At 69.7% G+C, this 16,304-nt stretch carries 16 protein-coding genes; 9 read left to right on the forward strand and 7 right to left on the reverse strand.

Annotated features, from left to right (window positions below):
* Positions 1-162: 162 nt before the first annotated feature.
* Complete coding sequence (locus ACKOQ4_RS10995; RefSeq protein WP_526291721.1) at positions 163-1,557, reverse strand: cystathionine beta-synthase; 1,395 nt, start codon at positions 1,555-1,557, stop codon at positions 163-165.
* Positions 1,558-1,591: 34 nt separating this feature from the next.
* Entirely contained in the window at positions 1,592-2,623 is a 1,032-nt protein-coding gene (locus ACKOQ4_RS11000) for an alpha/beta hydrolase (RefSeq protein ID WP_526291723.1), read from the reverse strand.
* A gap of 177 nt (positions 2,624-2,800) precedes the next feature.
* On the opposite strand from ACKOQ4_RS11000, the gene ACKOQ4_RS11005 reads away from it, so the two are divergent.
* Together ACKOQ4_RS11005 and ACKOQ4_RS11010 are read left to right on the forward strand one after the other, a co-directional pair.
* Positions 2,801-3,724 carry an SGNH/GDSL hydrolase family protein gene (locus ACKOQ4_RS11005; RefSeq protein WP_526291749.1) on the forward strand — a complete coding sequence of 308 codons (924 nt, stop codon included), beginning with the start codon at positions 2,801-2,803 and terminating at the stop codon, positions 3,722-3,724.
* A 42-nt stretch (positions 3,725-3,766) separates the two neighbouring features.
* Positions 3,767-4,984: an acetyl-CoA C-acetyltransferase gene (locus ACKOQ4_RS11010; protein ID WP_526291725.1), complete on the forward strand. Its 1,218-nt coding sequence runs from the start codon at positions 3,767-3,769 to the stop codon at positions 4,982-4,984.
* A gap of 59 nt (positions 4,985-5,043) precedes the next feature.
* On the opposite strand, the gene ACKOQ4_RS11015 is transcribed toward ACKOQ4_RS11010, so the two are convergent.
* Complete coding sequence (locus tag ACKOQ4_RS11015) at positions 5,044-5,898, reverse strand: endonuclease domain-containing protein (RefSeq protein ID WP_526291727.1); 855 nt, start codon at positions 5,896-5,898, stop codon at positions 5,044-5,046.
* Between the two features lie 135 nt (positions 5,899-6,033).
* Positions 6,034-6,870: a Bax inhibitor-1/YccA family protein gene (locus tag ACKOQ4_RS11020; RefSeq protein ID WP_526291751.1), complete on the reverse strand. Its 837-nt coding sequence runs from the start codon at positions 6,868-6,870 to the stop codon at positions 6,034-6,036.
* A gap of 157 nt (positions 6,871-7,027) precedes the next feature.
* Here ACKOQ4_RS11020 and ACKOQ4_RS11025 point away from each other — a divergent pair, with 157 nt between their 5' ends.
* The 3 genes from ACKOQ4_RS11025 to ACKOQ4_RS11035 are packed head-to-tail and all read left to right on the forward strand — an operon-like array spanning position 7,028 to position 10,549.
* Positions 7,028-8,068 carry a 3-hydroxyisobutyryl-CoA hydrolase gene (locus ACKOQ4_RS11025; RefSeq protein ID WP_526291729.1) on the forward strand — a complete coding sequence of 347 codons (1,041 nt, stop codon included), beginning with the start codon at positions 7,028-7,030 and terminating at the stop codon, positions 8,066-8,068.
* A gap of 10 nt (positions 8,069-8,078) precedes the next feature.
* Positions 8,079-8,849 (forward strand): enoyl-CoA hydratase, encoded by a 771-nt coding sequence (locus ACKOQ4_RS11030; protein WP_526291731.1) that lies wholly within the window; start codon positions 8,079-8,081, stop codon positions 8,847-8,849.
* An 11-nt stretch (positions 8,850-8,860) separates the two neighbouring features.
* Positions 8,861-10,549: an alpha/beta hydrolase gene (locus ACKOQ4_RS11035; RefSeq protein WP_526291733.1), complete on the forward strand. Its 1,689-nt coding sequence runs from the start codon at positions 8,861-8,863 to the stop codon at positions 10,547-10,549.
* Here ACKOQ4_RS11035 and ACKOQ4_RS11040 read toward each other — a convergent pair.
* Both ACKOQ4_RS11040 and ACKOQ4_RS11045 read right to left on the reverse strand, forming a co-directional pair.
* Complete coding sequence (locus ACKOQ4_RS11040; RefSeq protein ID WP_526291735.1) at positions 10,527-10,922, reverse strand: rhodanese-like domain-containing protein; 396 nt, start codon at positions 10,920-10,922, stop codon at positions 10,527-10,529. The two genes, ACKOQ4_RS11035 and ACKOQ4_RS11040, sit on opposite strands and share 23 nt — an antisense overlap.
* Before the next feature lies 1 nt (position 10,923).
* Positions 10,924-11,463, reverse strand: a complete 540-nt coding sequence (locus ACKOQ4_RS11045; protein WP_526291737.1) for a cysteine dioxygenase — start codon at positions 11,461-11,463, stop codon at positions 10,924-10,926.
* A gap of 111 nt (positions 11,464-11,574) precedes the next feature.
* Between ACKOQ4_RS11045 and lpqV the strand changes: the two genes are divergently transcribed.
* The 4 genes from lpqV to ACKOQ4_RS11065 all read left to right on the forward strand — a co-directional run bounded on the left by lpqV (position 11,575) and on the right by ACKOQ4_RS11065 (position 15,749).
* Positions 11,575-12,006, forward strand: coding sequence for a lipoprotein LpqV (gene lpqV, locus ACKOQ4_RS11050; RefSeq protein ID WP_526291739.1), 432 nt, complete (start codon positions 11,575-11,577; stop codon positions 12,004-12,006).
* A 70-nt stretch (positions 12,007-12,076) separates the two neighbouring features.
* Entirely contained in the window at positions 12,077-13,039 is a 963-nt protein-coding gene (locus ACKOQ4_RS11055) for a patatin-like phospholipase family protein (protein ID WP_526291741.1), read from the forward strand.
* 57 nt (positions 13,040-13,096) lie between these two features.
* Positions 13,097-14,290, forward strand: coding sequence for an acyl-CoA dehydrogenase family protein (locus ACKOQ4_RS11060; protein ID WP_526291743.1), 1,194 nt, complete (start codon positions 13,097-13,099; stop codon positions 14,288-14,290).
* Position 14,291: 1 nt separating this feature from the next.
* Complete coding sequence (locus ACKOQ4_RS11065) at positions 14,292-15,749, forward strand: aldehyde dehydrogenase family protein (RefSeq protein ID WP_526291745.1); 1,458 nt, start codon at positions 14,292-14,294, stop codon at positions 15,747-15,749.
* Position 15,750: 1 nt separating this feature from the next.
* Here ACKOQ4_RS11065 and ACKOQ4_RS11070 read toward each other — a convergent pair whose 3' ends face one another.
* Positions 15,751-16,224, reverse strand: a complete 474-nt coding sequence (locus ACKOQ4_RS11070; RefSeq protein ID WP_526291747.1) for an SRPBCC family protein — start codon at positions 16,222-16,224, stop codon at positions 15,751-15,753.
* Positions 16,225-16,304 lie beyond the last annotated feature (80 nt).

Below are 16,304 nucleotides of genomic sequence, written 5' to 3' on the forward strand. Positions count from 1 at the left end.
CCGCCTGGCGGCGGCGGGTAGCCTCCCGGCGGCGGGGGCGGGTAGTCCCCCGGCGGCGGCACGGGCGGGACGGTCACGGCTTCTCCTACAGGTCACAGAACCGCCAAGGTTCCTGAAGTTCACAGAACCGCCAAGGTCGCGGATCGGGGAAACCCTACCGCGTCAGCGCCGCCGGGGCCCTTCGGAGAGAAACCCGAGCAGGTCGTGACGGGTGATCACGCCGGCCGGCTTGCCGTCGTCGACGACCATGACCGCGTCGGCGTCGCGCAGCATCTTGGCCGCGGCTTCCAGCTGTTCACCGGCCCCGATCAGCGGCAGCGGCGGGCTCATGTGCTGCGAGACCGCGTCGGCCAGTTTGGCCCGGCCTTCGAACACCGCGGAGAGCAACTCGCGTTCGGAGACGCTGCCGGCCACCTCCCCGGCCATCACCGGCGGCTCGGCGCCGACGACCGGCATCTGGGAGACCCCGTACTCCCGCAGGATGCCGATGGCGTCGCGCACCGTCTCGGACGGGTGGGTGTGCACCAGCGCCGGCAGCGCCCCGGACTTGCCACGCAGCACGTCGCCGACCGTCGGCTCGGGGAGCGACTCGTCCAGGGGGCGGCGCAGGAAACCGTAGGACGACATCCAGGCGTCGTTGAAGATCTTCGACATGTAGCCCCGGCCGCCGTCGGGCAGCAGCACCACCACCAGTGCCTCGGGGCCCGCCTCCTCGGCGACGCGCAGCGCGGCGACCGCCGCCATCCCGCACGATCCTCCGACCAGCAGCCCCTCCTCGCGGGCCAGGCGGCGGGTCATGTCGAAGGAGTCGGCGTCGGAGACGGCGATGATCCGGTCCGGGACCGCCGGGTCATAGGCCGTCGGCCAGAAGTCCTCCCCGACGCCCTCCACCAGATACGGCCGGCCCGTGCCGCCGGAGTAGACCGAGCCCTCCGGGTCGGCGCCGATCACCTGCACCGCGCCGCCGGAGACCTCCTTGAGGTAGCGCCCCGCGCCGGTGATGGTGCCGCCGGTGCCGACGCCGGCGACGAAGTGCGTGATCCTGCCGTCGGTGTCGGCCCATATCTCCGGTCCGGTGGTCTCGTAGTGGCTGGCCGGGCCGTTGGGGTTGGAGTACTGGTCGGGCTTCCAGGCGCCGTCGATCTCGCGGACCAGACGGTCCGACACGCTGTAGTAGCTGTCCGGGTGCTCCGGCGGGACGGCCGTCGGGCACACCACGACTTCGGCGCCGTAGGCGCGCAACACGTTCTGCTTGTCCTCACTGACCTTGTCGGGACAGACGAACACGCACTTGTACCCGCGGCGTTGGGCGACCAGCGCGAGTCCGACGCCGGTGTTGCCCGACGTCGGCTCGACGATGGTGCCGCCGGGGCGAAGCTCCCCGCCGGCCTCGGCCGCGTCGATCATCTTGATCGCGATGCGGTCCTTGGAGCTGCCGCCGGGATTGAGGTATTCGACCTTGGCGGCCACCACCCCGGCCCCTTCGGGCACAACGGAATTCAGCCGGACCAGCGGGGTGTTGCCGATCAATTCGCTGACATGGGCTGCGATTCGCATGCCCCTATCGTCGCAGAGTCCTTCGGCGGGCGCTTCAGCCCGTGGCATCTCGGATGTATTCGCCGATCTGGCGCAGTGACCGGGTGGCCTCCGGAACCAGCGGCGCGGCCAGCTGGAAGTCGTGGATCTGCCCCGGCCACACCCGCACCTCGGTGGGCACGCCGGCCGCGGCCAGCCGCCGGGCGGCCAGCCTGGCGTCGTGCAGCAGCACCTCCGAGCCCGAGACGTGGATCAATGTCTGCGGCAGCCCGGGCTCGATGTGGTCGAGCGGCTCGTAGACGTCCTCGGGAACCCCGTCGACGACGTTCTTGGCCGCAGCCCTGGCAACCAGCGCCACCAGCGCGTCGAAGGCCTTGGGCGGGAACATCGAGTCGGTGCGGGCGTTGGGATGCGCGAGCTTGGGATCCTTCTCCAGTTGCAGCAGCGGGGAGATGGCGACCAGGGCGGCCGGTGTCTCCCCCTCGGCCTGCAGGCGCTGGGCCAGGGCCAGGGCCAGATATCCGCCGGCCGAGTCGCCGGCGATCACGATCTGGTCGGGTTCGTAGCCGCGCTGGCGCAGCCACCGGTAGCCGTCGTGACAGTCGTCGATGGCCATGCCGATGGTGTGCTTGGGGATCAGCCGGTAGTCGACGACCAGGACCGGGGAGTCGGCGAACTTCGACAGCGCGACCGAGATCCGGCTGTGCGAGTTCACCCCGCAGGTCATGAATCCGCCGCCGTGCAGGTACAGCACGACGCGGCGGCGTCCGTCGGCCGGCAGCACGCCGGGCGCGCGAACCAGTTGCGCGGAGGCGTTGGGCAGACCGACGGTGGCGCGCACCGTACCCGGCGAGGGCAGCAGGGCTCGGGCGGCGAAGTCGACCAACCCGAACGGCCACGGCAGGTGCGGGATGTGGCTGAGGACGGCCAGCGCCGGCCACATGGTCAACCGGGTGCCCAGCGAGACCAGGCGGGCGGGCAGGCTCGGGTCGTCCTCGATGATCTCGACCGGCGGACGGTCGCTCACCGAGTACCGGCGCGGAGCCCTGCGGGCGGCCGGCCCAACGACCTTGCTAGGTGCCGTCATCGTCACTCCCTACACCGTTGTAGTGCGTGCCGAGGGGCCGGTCTGCTCCGGCCCCATGCGGTAAAGCTAGACCTGCTGTGACTCAGGCCACAAGCAGATGGTCCGATTTGGTGCCCCACCTGATACCGGTCCGTGACCCGCGGACCCCTGTCCGGGCCGCACACTGACCGCGTGGGCATGTGGCTCGGGTCCACCAAGACGTTGGCCGTCGCCGGGGTTCTGGCCTCCACCGGCGGCGCGGTGGTCGGCGCCCGCAACCTGCTGACCGGCCAGGCCGAGCAGGCCCGCAGCATCATTCCCAAGTCCTGGGACATCCCGCCCCGCGCCGACGGCGTCTACCACCCCGGCGGCGGCCCGGTATGCCGGTGGGAGCGCGGCCGGGCCGTGGACACGCACCTGATGATCTTCGGCGACTCCACGGCCACCGGCTACGGCTGCGCCGACGCCGACGAGGTTCCCGGCGTGCTGCTGGCCCGCGGTCTGGCCGAACAGTCCGGTCGGCCGGTCCGGCTGTCCACCAAGGCGATCGTCGGAACGACCTCCAAGGGCCTGGTCAGCCAGATCGACGCCATGCTCGTCACCGGGCCGCCGCCGGACGCCGCGGTGATCATGATCGGCGCCAACGACGTGACCGTGCTCAACGGCATCGGCCCGTCCGCCCGGCGGCTCGGCGCCGCGGTGCGTCGGCTGCGGGCCTGCGGCGCCGCCGTCGTCGTCGGGACCTGCCCGGACCTCGGGGTGATCACCGCGATCCCCCAGCCGCTGCGCTGGACGGCGCGTTCGCTGGGCCTGCGGCTGGCCCGCGCGCAGGCCGCCGAGACCCGCGCCGCCGGCGGCGTGCCGGTGCCCTTCGCCGATCTGCTGGCGCCGCATTTCCTCACCGAACCCGAGCGGATGTTCGCCGAGGACAACTACCACCCGTCGGCCGCGGGGTACGCGCTGGCGGCCGCGCAGCTGCTGCCGGCGTTGTGCCGGGCGCTCGGCCATTCCGAGCCGGACTGCGAACCGTGGCCGCCGGCGGCCCCGGACACCCGGCTCGCCCGGCTGACCAGGCGGCTGGGGCGGGGGGTTCCGGCGGCGGCGGTGTCACCCGCGGACTAGGTTCGGTGGAGGTTCAGCCCCGCACGAAACCAGGAGACCGCCATGCCCGAAGCCGTCATCGTCTCGACCGCACGCTCCCCGATCGGCCGCGCCATGAAGGGCTCCCTGGTCGACATGCGCCCCGACGACCTGACCGCGCAGATGGTGCGCGCCGCCCTGGACAAGGTGCCCGCGCTGGACCCGCACGACATCGTCGACCTGATGCTGGGCTGCGGCCAGCCCGGCGGCGAAGCCGGCTACAACATCGCCCGGGTGGTCGCCGTCGAACTGGGCTACGACTTCCTGCCGGGTGTGACCGTCAACCGGTACTGCTCGTCGTCACTGCAGACCACGCGGATGGCGTTCCACGCGATCAAGGCCGGCGAGGGCGATGCGTTCATCTCCGCCGGCGTGGAGACGGTGTCCCGGTTCCCGCGCGGCAGCTCCGACTCCTGGCCGGACACCCGCAACCCGATCTTCGCCGAAGCCCAGGCCCGCACCGCGGCGGCTGCTGAGGGCGCCGGCTCCTGGCATGACCCCCGCGAGGACGGCCAACTTCCCGACGTCTACATCGCGATGGGCCAGACCGCGGAGAACGTGGCGCTCTACACCGGTATCAGCCGCGAGGACCAGGACCGCTGGGGCGTGCTCAGCCAGAACCGCGCCGAGCAGGCCATCAAGAACGGCTTCTTCGCCAACGAGATCTCGCCGGTCACGCTGCCCGACGGAACCGTCGTCTCCACCGACGACGGGCCGCGCGCGGGCACCACCTACGAGAAGATCAGCGGGTTGCAGCCCGTCTTCCGCCCGGACGGGACCGTCACCGCCGGCAACGCCTGCCCGCTCAACGACGGGGCCGCCGCGGTGATCGTCATGTCGGATGCGAAGGCCAGGGACCTGGGGCTGAAGCCGCTGGCGCGGATCGTCGCCACCGGGGTGTCCGGGCTGTCGCCGGAGATCATGGGGCTGGGTCCGATCGAGGCGGTGCGCAAGGCGCTCGGCTACGCCGGGATGTCGATCTCCGACATCGACCTGTTCGAGATCAACGAGGCCTTCGCCGTGCAGGTGCTGGGGTCGGCCCGCGAACTGGGCATCGACGAGGACAAGCTCAACGTCTCCGGCGGGGCGATCGCGCTGGGCCACCCGTTCGGCATGACCGGAGCCCGCATCACCGCGACCCTGCTGAACAACCTGGCGACCCATGACAAGACGTTCGGGGTGGAGACCATGTGCGTCGGCGGCGGCCAGGGCATGGCGATGATCGTCGAGCGGCTCTCCTGATAGCCGCCGAAAGTGCGCGTAGATCGACGATTTCGCCGGATAGGGCCTGATACTCGATCTCAGCGCACTTTCGACGCGGTGTCTCTCGCCCGTTGCAGCCTCGCGACGATGTCGCGGCGCGCGGTTCCCGCCGCGATCCGGACGACGATCCAGCCCAGATCGGCGAGTTCCTCGAGCCGGACGATGTCACGATTGAACTGGCGGCGGTCGGTTCGATGGTGGTCACCGTCGTATTCGATGACGACCTTGGGGTCGTCCCAGCCCATGTCGAGGTAGTACTTGACGCGGCCGCCGACCGAAACCGGGATCTGGGTTCGCGGCTTTGGGAATCCGGCATCGACGACAAGCAGACGCAACCACGTCTCCTGCGGCGACTGGGCGCCGGCGTCGTACAGCGTGAGCGCAGCACGCAACTGCCGGACGCCGCGGGCACCGCGATGCGCATCAGCCAGCTGCGCAACCGATTCGACACTGAACGCCGCGGCGTTGCCCAGCGCGTCAAGACGTGCGACCGCGTCGCAGAGTCGGCCGCGGCGGCCGATGTCGTACGCGGTGCGCGGCACGGTCGTAACGGGGAGGCCCGCCCACAGACCGCGCTCACCATCGGTGAGCCGCTCCTTGAAGACCCGCAATCCGGATGGCGGCCGCGCGTTCGACCAGATGAGCTCGACCGGCGCTTCGTCGTCGATCCACTTAGCGCCGTAGAGGCGTGCGGCCGTGAGCCCCGCCAGCACCCCGCCTCGATGCGACCACAGCCACGCTCCTTCGGCCCGCTGGCGGAAAGTCGGTGTGAACTCCCGCGGCAGATAGACGCCGGGGTATATCGGACGGAAGCGTGTGAGCAACGCGTATTTGTGAACCGAACCCGCGCTGAGCGCCTCGGCGCCGATGAACGGAACTTCCACGGCCGCCACTCTCGACGGCCGGGCGTCGCCGAGAGTGCGCCCAGATCGCCGTTTGCGCCGATTTGGGGACAAGTGTCGATCTGTGCGCACTTTGGGCGGGAACGAAAAAGCCCCGCCGCAGCGGGGCTTTCTCGGTGGTGCGTGCTAGCGGTCCTGGAAGTAGCTCAGCAGCCGCAGGATCTCCAGGTACAGCCAGACCAGGGTGACGGTCAGACCGAGGGCGATGCCCCAGGCGGCCTTCTCCGGCGCTCCGGCCCGGATCATCTGGTCGGCGGAGTCGAAGTCCATCAAGAAGCTGAAGGCTGCGATGGCGATCATGAGCAGCGAGAAGCCGATCGCGATCGGACCGCCGTCGCGCAGCGGGCCGGCGCCGTGCGAGAACAGCCCGATGACGAGATTGCCCAGCATCATGACCAGTGCGCCGATCAGGGCCGCCACCAGCATGCGGCTGAACTTCGGAGTCACCCTGATGGCTCCGGTCTTGTAGACCACGAGCATGCCGAAGAAGACACCGACGGTGCCGAGGATGGCCTGGCCGATCATCGCCCCGGCGCTGGCGCCGGAGACGGTGACGTTGGCCAGCAGGAACGAGATGGCACCGAGGAAGAGGCCCTCGAGTGCGGCGTAGCTGAGCACGATGGCCGGGTTGTCCTGCTTGCGCCCGAACGTCGCGATCAGCACCAGGGCCAGAACGCCGAGCGAGCCCACCAGGGTGAACGGCATGGCCAGCGCCAGGTTGGCCGACACCATGAAGTAGGAGATGACGGCGGCGACGGACAGCACACCGAGGGTGATGCCGGTCTTGGTGACGACGTCGTCTATGGTCAGCGGCCGCGAGACGCCGGTCTGCGGCGGATAACCCGCATAGGGCTGAGTCTGATGGACCATCTGTTGGGCACCGGCGATGCCGGTGCCGAATTGCGCGTACCCGCCCTGTTGCTGTGGCAACGAGCGGAATACCGGGTTGCTGCTTTGCCGCACCGCGAGTTCCTCCCAGTAAGACGAACGAAACATAACGTCAACGGACGACCAGCCCGACCGGTTCCCGCAGGCGCCTTCCGGATTCCGCCGTCGTAAATCCACCATACCCGCCATCCCAGTATTCGCCAGTGGTCCCGGTGCTGGTAAAACTCCGACGGTGAGCGCTGACACCGACGAAATACTGGTTCGGGTCGAGCACGGGGTGGGATTTCTGACCCTCAACCGTCCCCAGGCCATCAACTCCCTGACCCAGACGATGGTCACCGCCATGGACGCGACCCTGTCGGCCTGGGCGGACGACGACAGGGTGCGCGCGGTGGTCGTCGGCGGCGCCGGCGATCGCGGGCTGTGCGCGGGCGGCGACGTGGTGGCGATCTATCACAGCGCGAAGGGCGGCGGCGCCGAGGCGCGGCGGTTCTGGTTCGACGAGTACCGCCTCAACGCCCTCATCGGCGGGTACCCCAAGCCCTACGTCGCGCTGATGACCGGGATCGTCATGGGCGGCGGGGTCGGGGTGAGCGCGCACGGCAGCGTCCGGGTGGTGACCGAGTCGTCGAAGATCGCGATGCCCGAGGTCGGCATCGGGTTCATTCCCGACGTCGGCGGCACCTATCTGCTGTCGCGGACTCCCGGGCGGCTCGGCCTGCATGCCGCCCTCACCGGCGCGCCGTTCTCCGGCGCCGACGCCATCGCGCTGGGGTTCGCCGATCACTACGTCCCCAGCGCCGAACTGGAACTGTTCACCGCGATGGTCGTCGCCGAGGGGCCCGAGGCCGCGGTGACCGCCTACGCCCAGGACCCGCCACCCAGTCAGCTTGCCGCGCAGCAGGATTGGATCGACGACTGCTACACCGGCCGGACCGTGTCCGACATCCTCGCCGCTTTGCGCGGCCACGACGAGGCTGCGGCCGACGACGCCGCGAACCTGATCGCCACCCGCTCGCCGGTCGCCCTCACCGTGACCCTGGCCGCGGTGCGCCGGGCTGCGAAGCTGGACAGCCTCGAAGAGGTCCTCGCGCAGGAGTACCGGGTGTCGTGTGCCTCGCTCCGGTCACACGACCTGGTGGAGGGCATCCGCGCCCAGTTGGTGGACAAGGACCGAAACCCGCGGTGGTCCCCCTCGTCGCTGGATGAGGTGACCGACGAGGATGTAGAGCGCTACTTCCAGCCGGCCGACCCCGATCTCACCTTCAAGTAAGGAGAACCACGTGTACGAAACAATCCTGGTGAGTCGCTCGGAGCGGGTCGGCACCATCACCCTCAACCGCCCGCAGGCGCTCAACGCGCTGAACACCCAGGTGATGGCCGAGGTGACCGTCGCGGCGGAGGCCTTCGACGCCGACCCCGGCATCGGCGCGATCGTCATCACCGGCTCGGCCAAGGCCTTCGCGGCCGGTGCCGACATCAAGGAGATGTCGACGATGACGTTCTCGGAGGTGTTCGAGGCCGACCTGTTCGGCCCGTGGGAGCGGCTGAACCGGGTACGCACCCCGCTGATCGCGGCGGTGGCAGGCTACGCGCTGGGCGGTGGCTGCGAGCTGGCGATGATCTGCGACGTGCTGATCGCCGCCGACACCGCGAAGTTCGGCCAGCCGGAGATCAAGCTCGGCGTGCTGCCCGGCATGGGCGGCTCGCAGCGGCTGACCAGGGCGATCGGCAAGGCCAAGGCCATGGACATGATCCTCACCGGGCGCACCATCGACGCCGCCGAGGCCGACCGCGGCGGCCTGGTGTCGCGGGTGGTGCCGGCCGATCAGCTCCTCGACGAGGCCAACGCGGTGGCCACCACCATCTCGCAGATGTCTCGGTCGGCGTCACGGATGGCCAAGGAGGCGGTCAACCGGGCCTTCGAGTCCTCCCTGGCCGAGGGACTTCTCTACGAGCGCAGGCTGTTCCACTCGGCGTTCGCCACCGACGACCAGACCGAGGGCATGGCGGCCTTCACCGAGAAGCGCGCGGCGAACTTCACCCACCGTTAGGGTTTGAGCCCGTGACCCTCACCGAGGCCGTGCCGGAAGCCGCGAAAGTCCTGAGAGCCGAACGCGACTGGTGGCAGCGCCGGTACACCTTCGTCGGCACCGCCGTCGGCCTGCTGTTCCTGCTGCTGTCGATGACCCCGTCGCTGCTGCCCCGCGGCCCGATGTTCCAGGGCATCGTCAGCGGCGCCGCCGGCGCGATCGGCTACGGCCTCGGCGTTCTCGGGGTCTGGCTGGTGCGGTTCATGCAGTCCCGTCCCAGCAGTCCGCCCGCCCCGCGCTCAGCGTGGGCGGTGCTGTTGGCGCTGGGAGCGCTGGCGCTGACCGCCGGGACGTTCTACTTCCACTACTGGCAGAACCACGTCCGGGACCTGATGGGCGTGCCGAGGCTGCACTGGTACAACTACATTCAGGCAGCGGTGCTGGCCGTGGTGCTGCTGTTCGTGTTCGTCGAGATCGGACAGCTGATCGGCCGGCTGGTGCGCTTCCTGGTCCGGCAGCTGGGTCGCGTTGCGCCGCCGAGGGTTTCGTTCGTCGCCGTGGTGGGCGTGCTGCTCGCGCTGTCCATCGCCGTTCTCAACGGCGTGGTGGTGCGCGGCGCGATGGGCCTGCTGAACAAGACGTTCTCGTCGGTCAACGACGAGATGGACCCGAACCACCCCGCGCCGACCACCGCGCTGCGCTCGGGCGGACCCGGATCGCTGGTCACCTGGGCGTCGATGGGCAACCAGGGCCGGATCTTCATCCGCGGCGGGCCCACCGTCGCCCAGCTCACCGAATTCAACAAAACCCCCGCCACCGAGCCGATCCGCGCCTACGCGGGCCTGCACTCCGCCAACGGGATTCGCGCCACCGCCGAGCTGGCCGCCCGGGAGCTCGAGCGCGCCGGCGGGCTGAAGCGCAAGGTGATCGCGGTGGCCACCACCACCGGCACCGGCTGGATCAACGCCGCCGAGGCGGACACGCTGGAGTACATGTACAACGGCGACACCGCGATCGTCAGCATGCAGTACTCGTTCCTGCCGAGCTGGCTGTCGTTCCTGGTGGACAAGGAGAACGCCCGCCAGGCCGGCCAGGCGCTGTTCGAGGCTGTCGACGAGAAGGTGCGCGCGCTGCCCGAGGCGCAGCGGCCCAAGATCGTGGTGTTCGGCGAGAGCCTCGGCTCATTCGGCGGCGAGGCCCCGTTCCTGAGTCCCAACAACATCATCGCCCGCACCGACGGGGCGCTGTTCTCCGGGCCGACGTTCAACAACACCATGCGCGACGACATCACCTTCAACCGCGACCCCGGCTCGCCGGAGTGGCTGCCGATCTTCGACGACGGCGCCAACGTGCGCTTCGCCGCACGCGCGGAGAACCTGGGCCGCCCCGAGAAACCCTGGGGCAGCCCGCGCATCGCCTACCTGCAGCACGCCTCCGACCCGATCGCGTGGTGGAACCCGGATCTGCTTTTCGCCGAACCGGATTGGCTTCGCGAGCCCCGAGGCTACGACGTCTCCGGAGACATGCGCTGGATACCGGTGGTCACCTTCCTGCAGGTCGCCGCCGACATGGCGGTGGCGGTCAACGTTCCCGACGGCCACGGCCACCGCTACGTCAAGGACGTCGTCAACGCCTGGTCGGCGGTGATGCAGCCGCCAGGCTGGACACCGGAGAAGACCGAGCGTCTGCGCGGAATGGTCACGCAGGACTACGCGCAGTAGCCACTGCCCGCACCCCCGCGCGGACCAGCGCCTGGTAGCCGCCGATCACATCGGTGGCGCGGGACAGGCCCAGCTGCTGCAGAGCCGCGGCGGCCAGGCTGGAGGTGTATCCCTGCGAGCACAGCAGCACCCACTCGACGTCGTCGCCGGTGGCCTGGGGCAGACGCGCATCGCTGGTCGGGTCGCAGCGCCACTCCAAGACATTGCGTTCGATCACCAGGGCGCCGGGCAACTCTCCCTCGGTCGCGCGCTGGGGGGCGGGCCGGATGTCCACCAGGACAGCGCCGCGGGCCAACGCGGTCGGCACGTCGGCGGCGGGAACACGCCGCAGCCCGGCTCTGGCCTGCTCCAGCATCCGCTCGATTCGGCTCATATCAGATCCTCTCCGGTCCGGCGGTGAGCGCGGTGCGGCTTCGCCGCAGCGTCCGCCGACCGGTCACCTCGTAGTAGGACATCACGGTCAGCGGTGGCGAATAGGCGTGCACACTCAGGCAGGGCTCCTCGGTGCCCGGGGCCCCGACGTCGTGGACCCAGCCCAGCGGGAACGCCGCCTGATCACCCGCCTCAAGCCGGCGCAGGCGCAAATCCTGACCGGCCCAACGATATTCGTGCAGAACCCCGGTGAGCACGGTCAGGGCGCCCAGCGACCCGCCGTGGTCGTGTAACTCCGTGGTGTGGCCGCCCGCCCAGCTGATCAACCAGACGTCCAGTTCGTCGTCGGCGTGCAGCCGGGTGAACCACCGGCGCTCGCGGGGAAACCCTCCGGCGGGCAGGCGCCGGTCGAACCTGCCGTCGAGCACCTCCTCGGCGTACCGGTCGGCGGTGTAGAGCAGGTCGGGCAGTCGCAGCCGGGTCGGGCCGGCTGAAGCCGGCAAGAACAACGGCGGCGCAGCGGCCGGAAATGACGAGACCATGGGGACACTCCGGGAAAAGAAGGGATGGTCGGGGGCGCGATCAGGCCCGACAACACTCCGCAATCCGGGGATAGTCCGTCACGGCCGCCAGTGTTGCATAGATTGACTGCCATGCTGAGCTCACGAGATTCCGCCCGGTTCGCCGTCGCTGCGGTCGCGCTCCTACTGGCCGGCTGCTCCCAGGCCGGGCGCGACACGGCCGAGAAGGCTCCTTCGGCCGCCCCGTCGGCAGCCTCCGGACCGTCGGCGGCCGCGCCCGCCGACGGTCCGGTGGGGATTTCCGCCGCGGGCGTGACGACCCGGATCGACGAGCCGGCGCAGTCCACCGAGGAGCAGTACGCGCAGGCCTGCGTGACCGCCAAGGACTGGATGGCGGCCAAGGGCGGAAACCCGCACGACCTCGTGGAGCCCTATCTCAAGGAGGTGCAGGCCTCCACGGACACCGGTCCGGCGACGTTCAGGAAGACCTGGGCCGAGCTGAGCACCGCCCAGCAGTCCGCGGTGATCGTCGCGGTGCGCGCCGCAGCCGACGGCGGCTGCTGACGGGCCGCAATCAAGGGCTTTGAATCAGGCCGACCGAAACGCCGCCGCGACCGACCACGACAATGGGGGCATGGCCAAACGGGTAGCCCTCGCGCTCGGCAGCGGCGGTGCGCGCGGATACGCCCACATCGGAGTCATCAACGAACTCCGTGACCGCGGCCACGAGGTGGTCGGGATCGCCGGTTCGTCGATGGGCGCGCTGGTCGGGGGGCTGTTCGCCGCCGGGTCGCTGAACGAGTTCACCGACTGGGCCACCACCCTGACCGGCCCGGCGATGCTGCGACTGCTCGACCCGTCGATCTCGGCCCCGGGGGTGTTCCGCGCGGGCAAGATCCTCGACGCGGTGCGCGACATCCTCGGGGAGGTGACCATCGAGGAACTGCCGATGCCCTACACCGCGGTCACCACCGATCTCATCGCCGGCCGGTCGGTGTGGCTGCAGCGCGGACCGCTCGACGAGGCAATCCGGGCCTCGATCGCGATCCCCGGGGTGATCGCCCCGCATGTGCTCGACGGGCGGATCCTGGCCGACGGCGGCATCCTCGACCCGCTACCGATCGCCCCGATCGCCGCGGCGAACGCCGACTTCACCGTCGCGGTCAGCGTGTCGGGGATGGAGGCCGACGAGGCCGGCACGGAGCTCACACCGACCAGGGAACGCCTGAACCGGCTGTGGCGCAGCACATCCGCCCTGCTGGAGCGTTTCGGCACCGGGACGCCGCCGTTCGACATCGCCGACCTGGCCGCCGAGGAGGCCGTAGCCGTCGAGGAGTTAGACCCGGCCGACCGCGGGGCGCAGACACCGAAACTGCGCAGCTTCGCGGTGATGATGCGCAGCATCGACATCGCCCAGGCGGCGCTGGCTCGGCATCAGATGGCGGCCTATCCCCCCGACGTCCTCATCGAGGTGCCGCGCACCGCCTGCCGCAGCCTGGATTTCCACCGGGCCACCGAGGTCATCGAGCTGGGCCGGGAGCTGGCGGCGCGAGCGCTGGACCGATTCGGCGACGCCGACCGCGACGAGGCCCGGTGATCAGTCCCGTCCGGCCGGAGGTCACCCCGCGGTAAACTGCGCTAAAAGGAACCAGCCATGACCATCACCGCCCCGCCGCCCAAGAAGACGACGTACAGCCCGCTGGAGCTGTTCGACATCGACCGACTGCTTGACGAGGACGAGCGCGACATCGCCGCCACCGTCCGCAGGTTCGTCGATACCCGGCTGCGGCCCAATGTCGCGGACTGGTTCGAATCCGGCAGCCTGCCCAGGGAATTGGCCCGTGAATTCGGCGATCTCGGCGTGATGGGCATGCATCTGGAGGGCTATGGCTGCGCAGGCACCAACGCGGTGTCCTACGGGCTGGCATGCATGGAACTGGAAGCCGGCGACAGCGGCTTCCGCAGCTTCGTCTCGGTGCAGGGATCGCTGTCGATGTTCTCCATCTACCGCTACGGCTCCGAGGAGCAGAAGCTCCAGTGGCTGCCCCGACTGGCCGCCGGCGAGGCCATCGGGTGCTTCGGGCTCACCGAGGCCGACTTCGGCTCCAATCCGGCCGGCATGAGGACCCGGGCCCGCCGCGACGGGTCGGACTGGGTGATCAACGGCACCAAGATGTGGATCACCAACGGCAACCTCGCCGACGTCGCGACCGTGTGGGCGCAGACCGACGACGGGATCCGCGGATTCCTGGTTCCCACCGACACTCCCGGCTTCAGCGCCAACGTCATTCACAAGAAACTGTCGCTACGCGCGTCGGTCACCTCGGAGTTGGTGCTCGACAACGTGCGACTGCCCGCCTCGGCGCAGCTTCCCGAGGCACGGGGACTCGGCGCCCCGCTGTCGTGCCTGAACGAAGCGCGCTTCGGAATCGTCTTCGGCGCCGTTGGCGCCGCCAGCGATGCGCTGGAGACCACGATCGCTTACACCCAGAGTCGCGACGTCTTCGACCGGCCGCTGTCCAGCTACCAACTCAGCCAGGAGAAGCTGGCGAACATGACCCTCGAACTCGGCAAGGGTGTGCTGCTGGCCGTCCACCTCGGGCGGATCAAGGACGCCGAAGGCCTGCGCCCCGAGCAGGTGAGCCTGGGCAAGCTCAACAACGTGCGCGAGGCCCTGGCGATCGCCCGCGAGTGCCGGACCCTGCTGGGCGGCAGCGGGATCACACTGGAGTACTCGCCGCTTCGGCATGCCAACAACCTCGAGTCTGTGCTCACCTATGAGGGCACCTCGGAAATGCACCTGCTGTCCATCGGCAAGGCGCTCACCGGGCACGCGGCGTTCCGCTGAGATGACGGCGCGCATCGCCCACCTGGTCGCCGGCCAGTGGCGCGAAGGCCGGGGTGACCGGGTACAGAGCACAAACCCGTCCCGTCCCGATGAGGTGGTGGCCGAGGGTAATTCGGTTATCACGAGCGACATCGACGACGCCGTCGACGCGGCTACCGAGGCCTATTCCGGCTGGTCCGCCACTTCGATCCACGCCCGGGGCGCCGTGCTGGCGGCCGCTGCCGCGATCGTCGACCTCAACGCCGAGCACTGGGGTCTGGAACTGGCGGTGGAGGAGGGCAAGACACGCCTCGAAGGCGTCGGCGAAGTCCGCCGCGCGGCACAGATCCTGCGTTACTACTCCGCCGAGGGCGACCGCGCCGCCGGGGAGATCTTCGCCTCCCCGCGTACCGGTGAGCAGATCCTGGTCACCCGCAAACCGGTGGGCGTGGTGGCGGCGATCACCCCGTTCAACTTCCCGATCGCCATCCCGGCCTGGAAGATCGCTCCGGCCCTGGTGTACGGCAACGCGGTGGTGTGGAAACCGGCCAGCGCGGTTCCACTGCTGGCGATGAGACTGGCCCGGGCCCTGACCGACGCCGGCCTGCCTGCCGGGGTGCTCAACCTGTTGGTGGGTGGCTCGGCAGTCGGCGACACCCTCGTGGGCCACGACGGCGTCGCGGCGATCACCTTCACCGGCAGTACCGGAGTGGGACGTCGGATCGCATCCGCGGCCGCCGCCCGCGGAGTGCCGGTACAGGCCGAGATGGGCGGCAAGAATGCCGCGGTGGTGCTCGACGACGCCGATTTCGAGACCGCGCTCGAGCAGGTGATGCTGGGCGCATTCCGCAGCACCGGCCAGAAGTGCACCGCCACTTCGCGATTGGTCCTCACCGACGGCGTCGCCGATAGGTTCATGTCAGCCCTGGTGCAGCGCGCCGAGTCATTGGTCGTGGGAGACCCGACCGACGACCGCACCCAGATGGGACCGGTCATCACCGGGTCGGCCCGGTCGTCCATCACCGCCGGGATCGGCGCCGCCGAATCGCAGGGGGCGACCGTACTGGCCGGCGGTGGCGCCTACAGCGACGGTCCGCTGTCGGAGGGCTACTTCGTGGCGCCGACCGTCGTCGAACTGAACGGACCCGCCGACGTGTGGGCCGAGGAACTGTTCGGCCCGGTGTTGGCGGTGCGGCGCGCCCGGGACACCGAGGAGGCGTTTGCTTTGGCTAATGACAGCGAATTCGGGTTGAGCGCAGCAGTTTTCACCCAGGACCTGACCCGGGTGATGCAGGCCATGGAGAGCATCGACGTCGGGGTGCTGCACGTCAACTCCGAGTCCGCGGGCGCCGATCCGCATGTGCCGTTCGGTGGCGCCAAGAAGAGCGGGTTGGGCCCCAAGGAGCAGGGCAACGCGGCCCGGGAGTTCTTCACCCACACCACGACGGTCTATCTGCGCGGGGGGAACGCCGGCGTATGAGCTATTCCACCAGGTAGTCCGACAGCGACTCCAGCGACTGCCGGGCGTAGCCGCGCCACAGCCGGGCGAAGACATGCAGGGCGGGTGCGGTCAGCGTCGACTTCCGGTGCAGCGTCCACCGCCAGGTCACCTTCGTTCCAGTGCCCGCGGGAGTGAAGATCCAGGCGCCCTCGACATGGTCGATCAGCGGCGCCAACGGTCCGGTGATGCCGGTGATCGAATAGCGGAAGCAATGAGGCGGGTCCAACTCGGTCAGGGTTTCGCGCATGGCGCCGCCACCGGTCAGCAGGATGGTGCGGCTTTCGCCTGCCTGCTGCCAATCCCCGCTCTGATCGCGTACGTCCTTGATCGGCGGAATGGGTCCGTACCACCGGCGGAACAAGGTCGGCAGGGACATCGGCAGCGTCCGGCCGTAGGCATCGTGCGGAGACACCGGGATGGCTCTCGACTGCTCGACGACGATCGGCTGCGCCATGACAGCCGATGTTACGGCCGAGCGAAAATCGGCGCGGCCCGCCCGGTCAGCGGCGGCAGGTCGAAGAACCCCTTGATCCC

It is taken from the genome of Mycobacterium sp. (assembly GCF_046095365.1).
Classification (GTDB): Bacteria; Actinomycetota; Actinomycetes; order Mycobacteriales; family Mycobacteriaceae; genus Mycobacterium.

Excerpts from the sequence above, each read along its gene's own strand:
- ACKOQ4_RS10995 (WP_526291721.1), bottom strand. The coding sequence starts at position 1,557 with ATGCGAATCGCAGCCCATGTCAGCGAATTGATCGGCAACACCCCGCTG.
- ACKOQ4_RS11000 (WP_526291723.1), bottom strand. The coding sequence starts at position 2,623 with ATGACGGCACCTAGCAAGGTCGTTGGGCCGGCCGCCCGCAGGGCTCCG.
- ACKOQ4_RS11005 (WP_526291749.1), top strand. The coding sequence starts at position 2,801 with ATGTGGCTCGGGTCCACCAAGACGTTGGCCGTCGCCGGGGTTCTGGCC.
- ACKOQ4_RS11010 (WP_526291725.1), top strand. The coding sequence starts at position 3,767 with ATGCCCGAAGCCGTCATCGTCTCGACCGCACGCTCCCCGATCGGCCGC.
- ACKOQ4_RS11040 (WP_526291735.1), bottom strand. The coding sequence starts at position 10,922 with ATGAGCCGAATCGAGCGGATGCTGGAGCAGGCCAGAGCCGGGCTGCGG.
- ACKOQ4_RS11045 (WP_526291737.1), bottom strand. The coding sequence starts at position 11,463 with ATGGTCTCGTCATTTCCGGCCGCTGCGCCGCCGTTGTTCTTGCCGGCT.
- lpqV (WP_526291739.1), top strand. The coding sequence starts at position 11,575 with ATGCTGAGCTCACGAGATTCCGCCCGGTTCGCCGTCGCTGCGGTCGCG.
- ACKOQ4_RS11055 (WP_526291741.1), top strand. The coding sequence starts at position 12,077 with ATGGCCAAACGGGTAGCCCTCGCGCTCGGCAGCGGCGGTGCGCGCGGA.
- ACKOQ4_RS11060 (WP_526291743.1), top strand. The coding sequence starts at position 13,097 with ATGACCATCACCGCCCCGCCGCCCAAGAAGACGACGTACAGCCCGCTG.
- ACKOQ4_RS11065 (WP_526291745.1), top strand. The coding sequence starts at position 14,292 with ATGACGGCGCGCATCGCCCACCTGGTCGCCGGCCAGTGGCGCGAAGGC.
- ACKOQ4_RS11070 (WP_526291747.1), bottom strand. The coding sequence starts at position 16,224 with ATGGCGCAGCCGATCGTCGTCGAGCAGTCGAGAGCCATCCCGGTGTCT.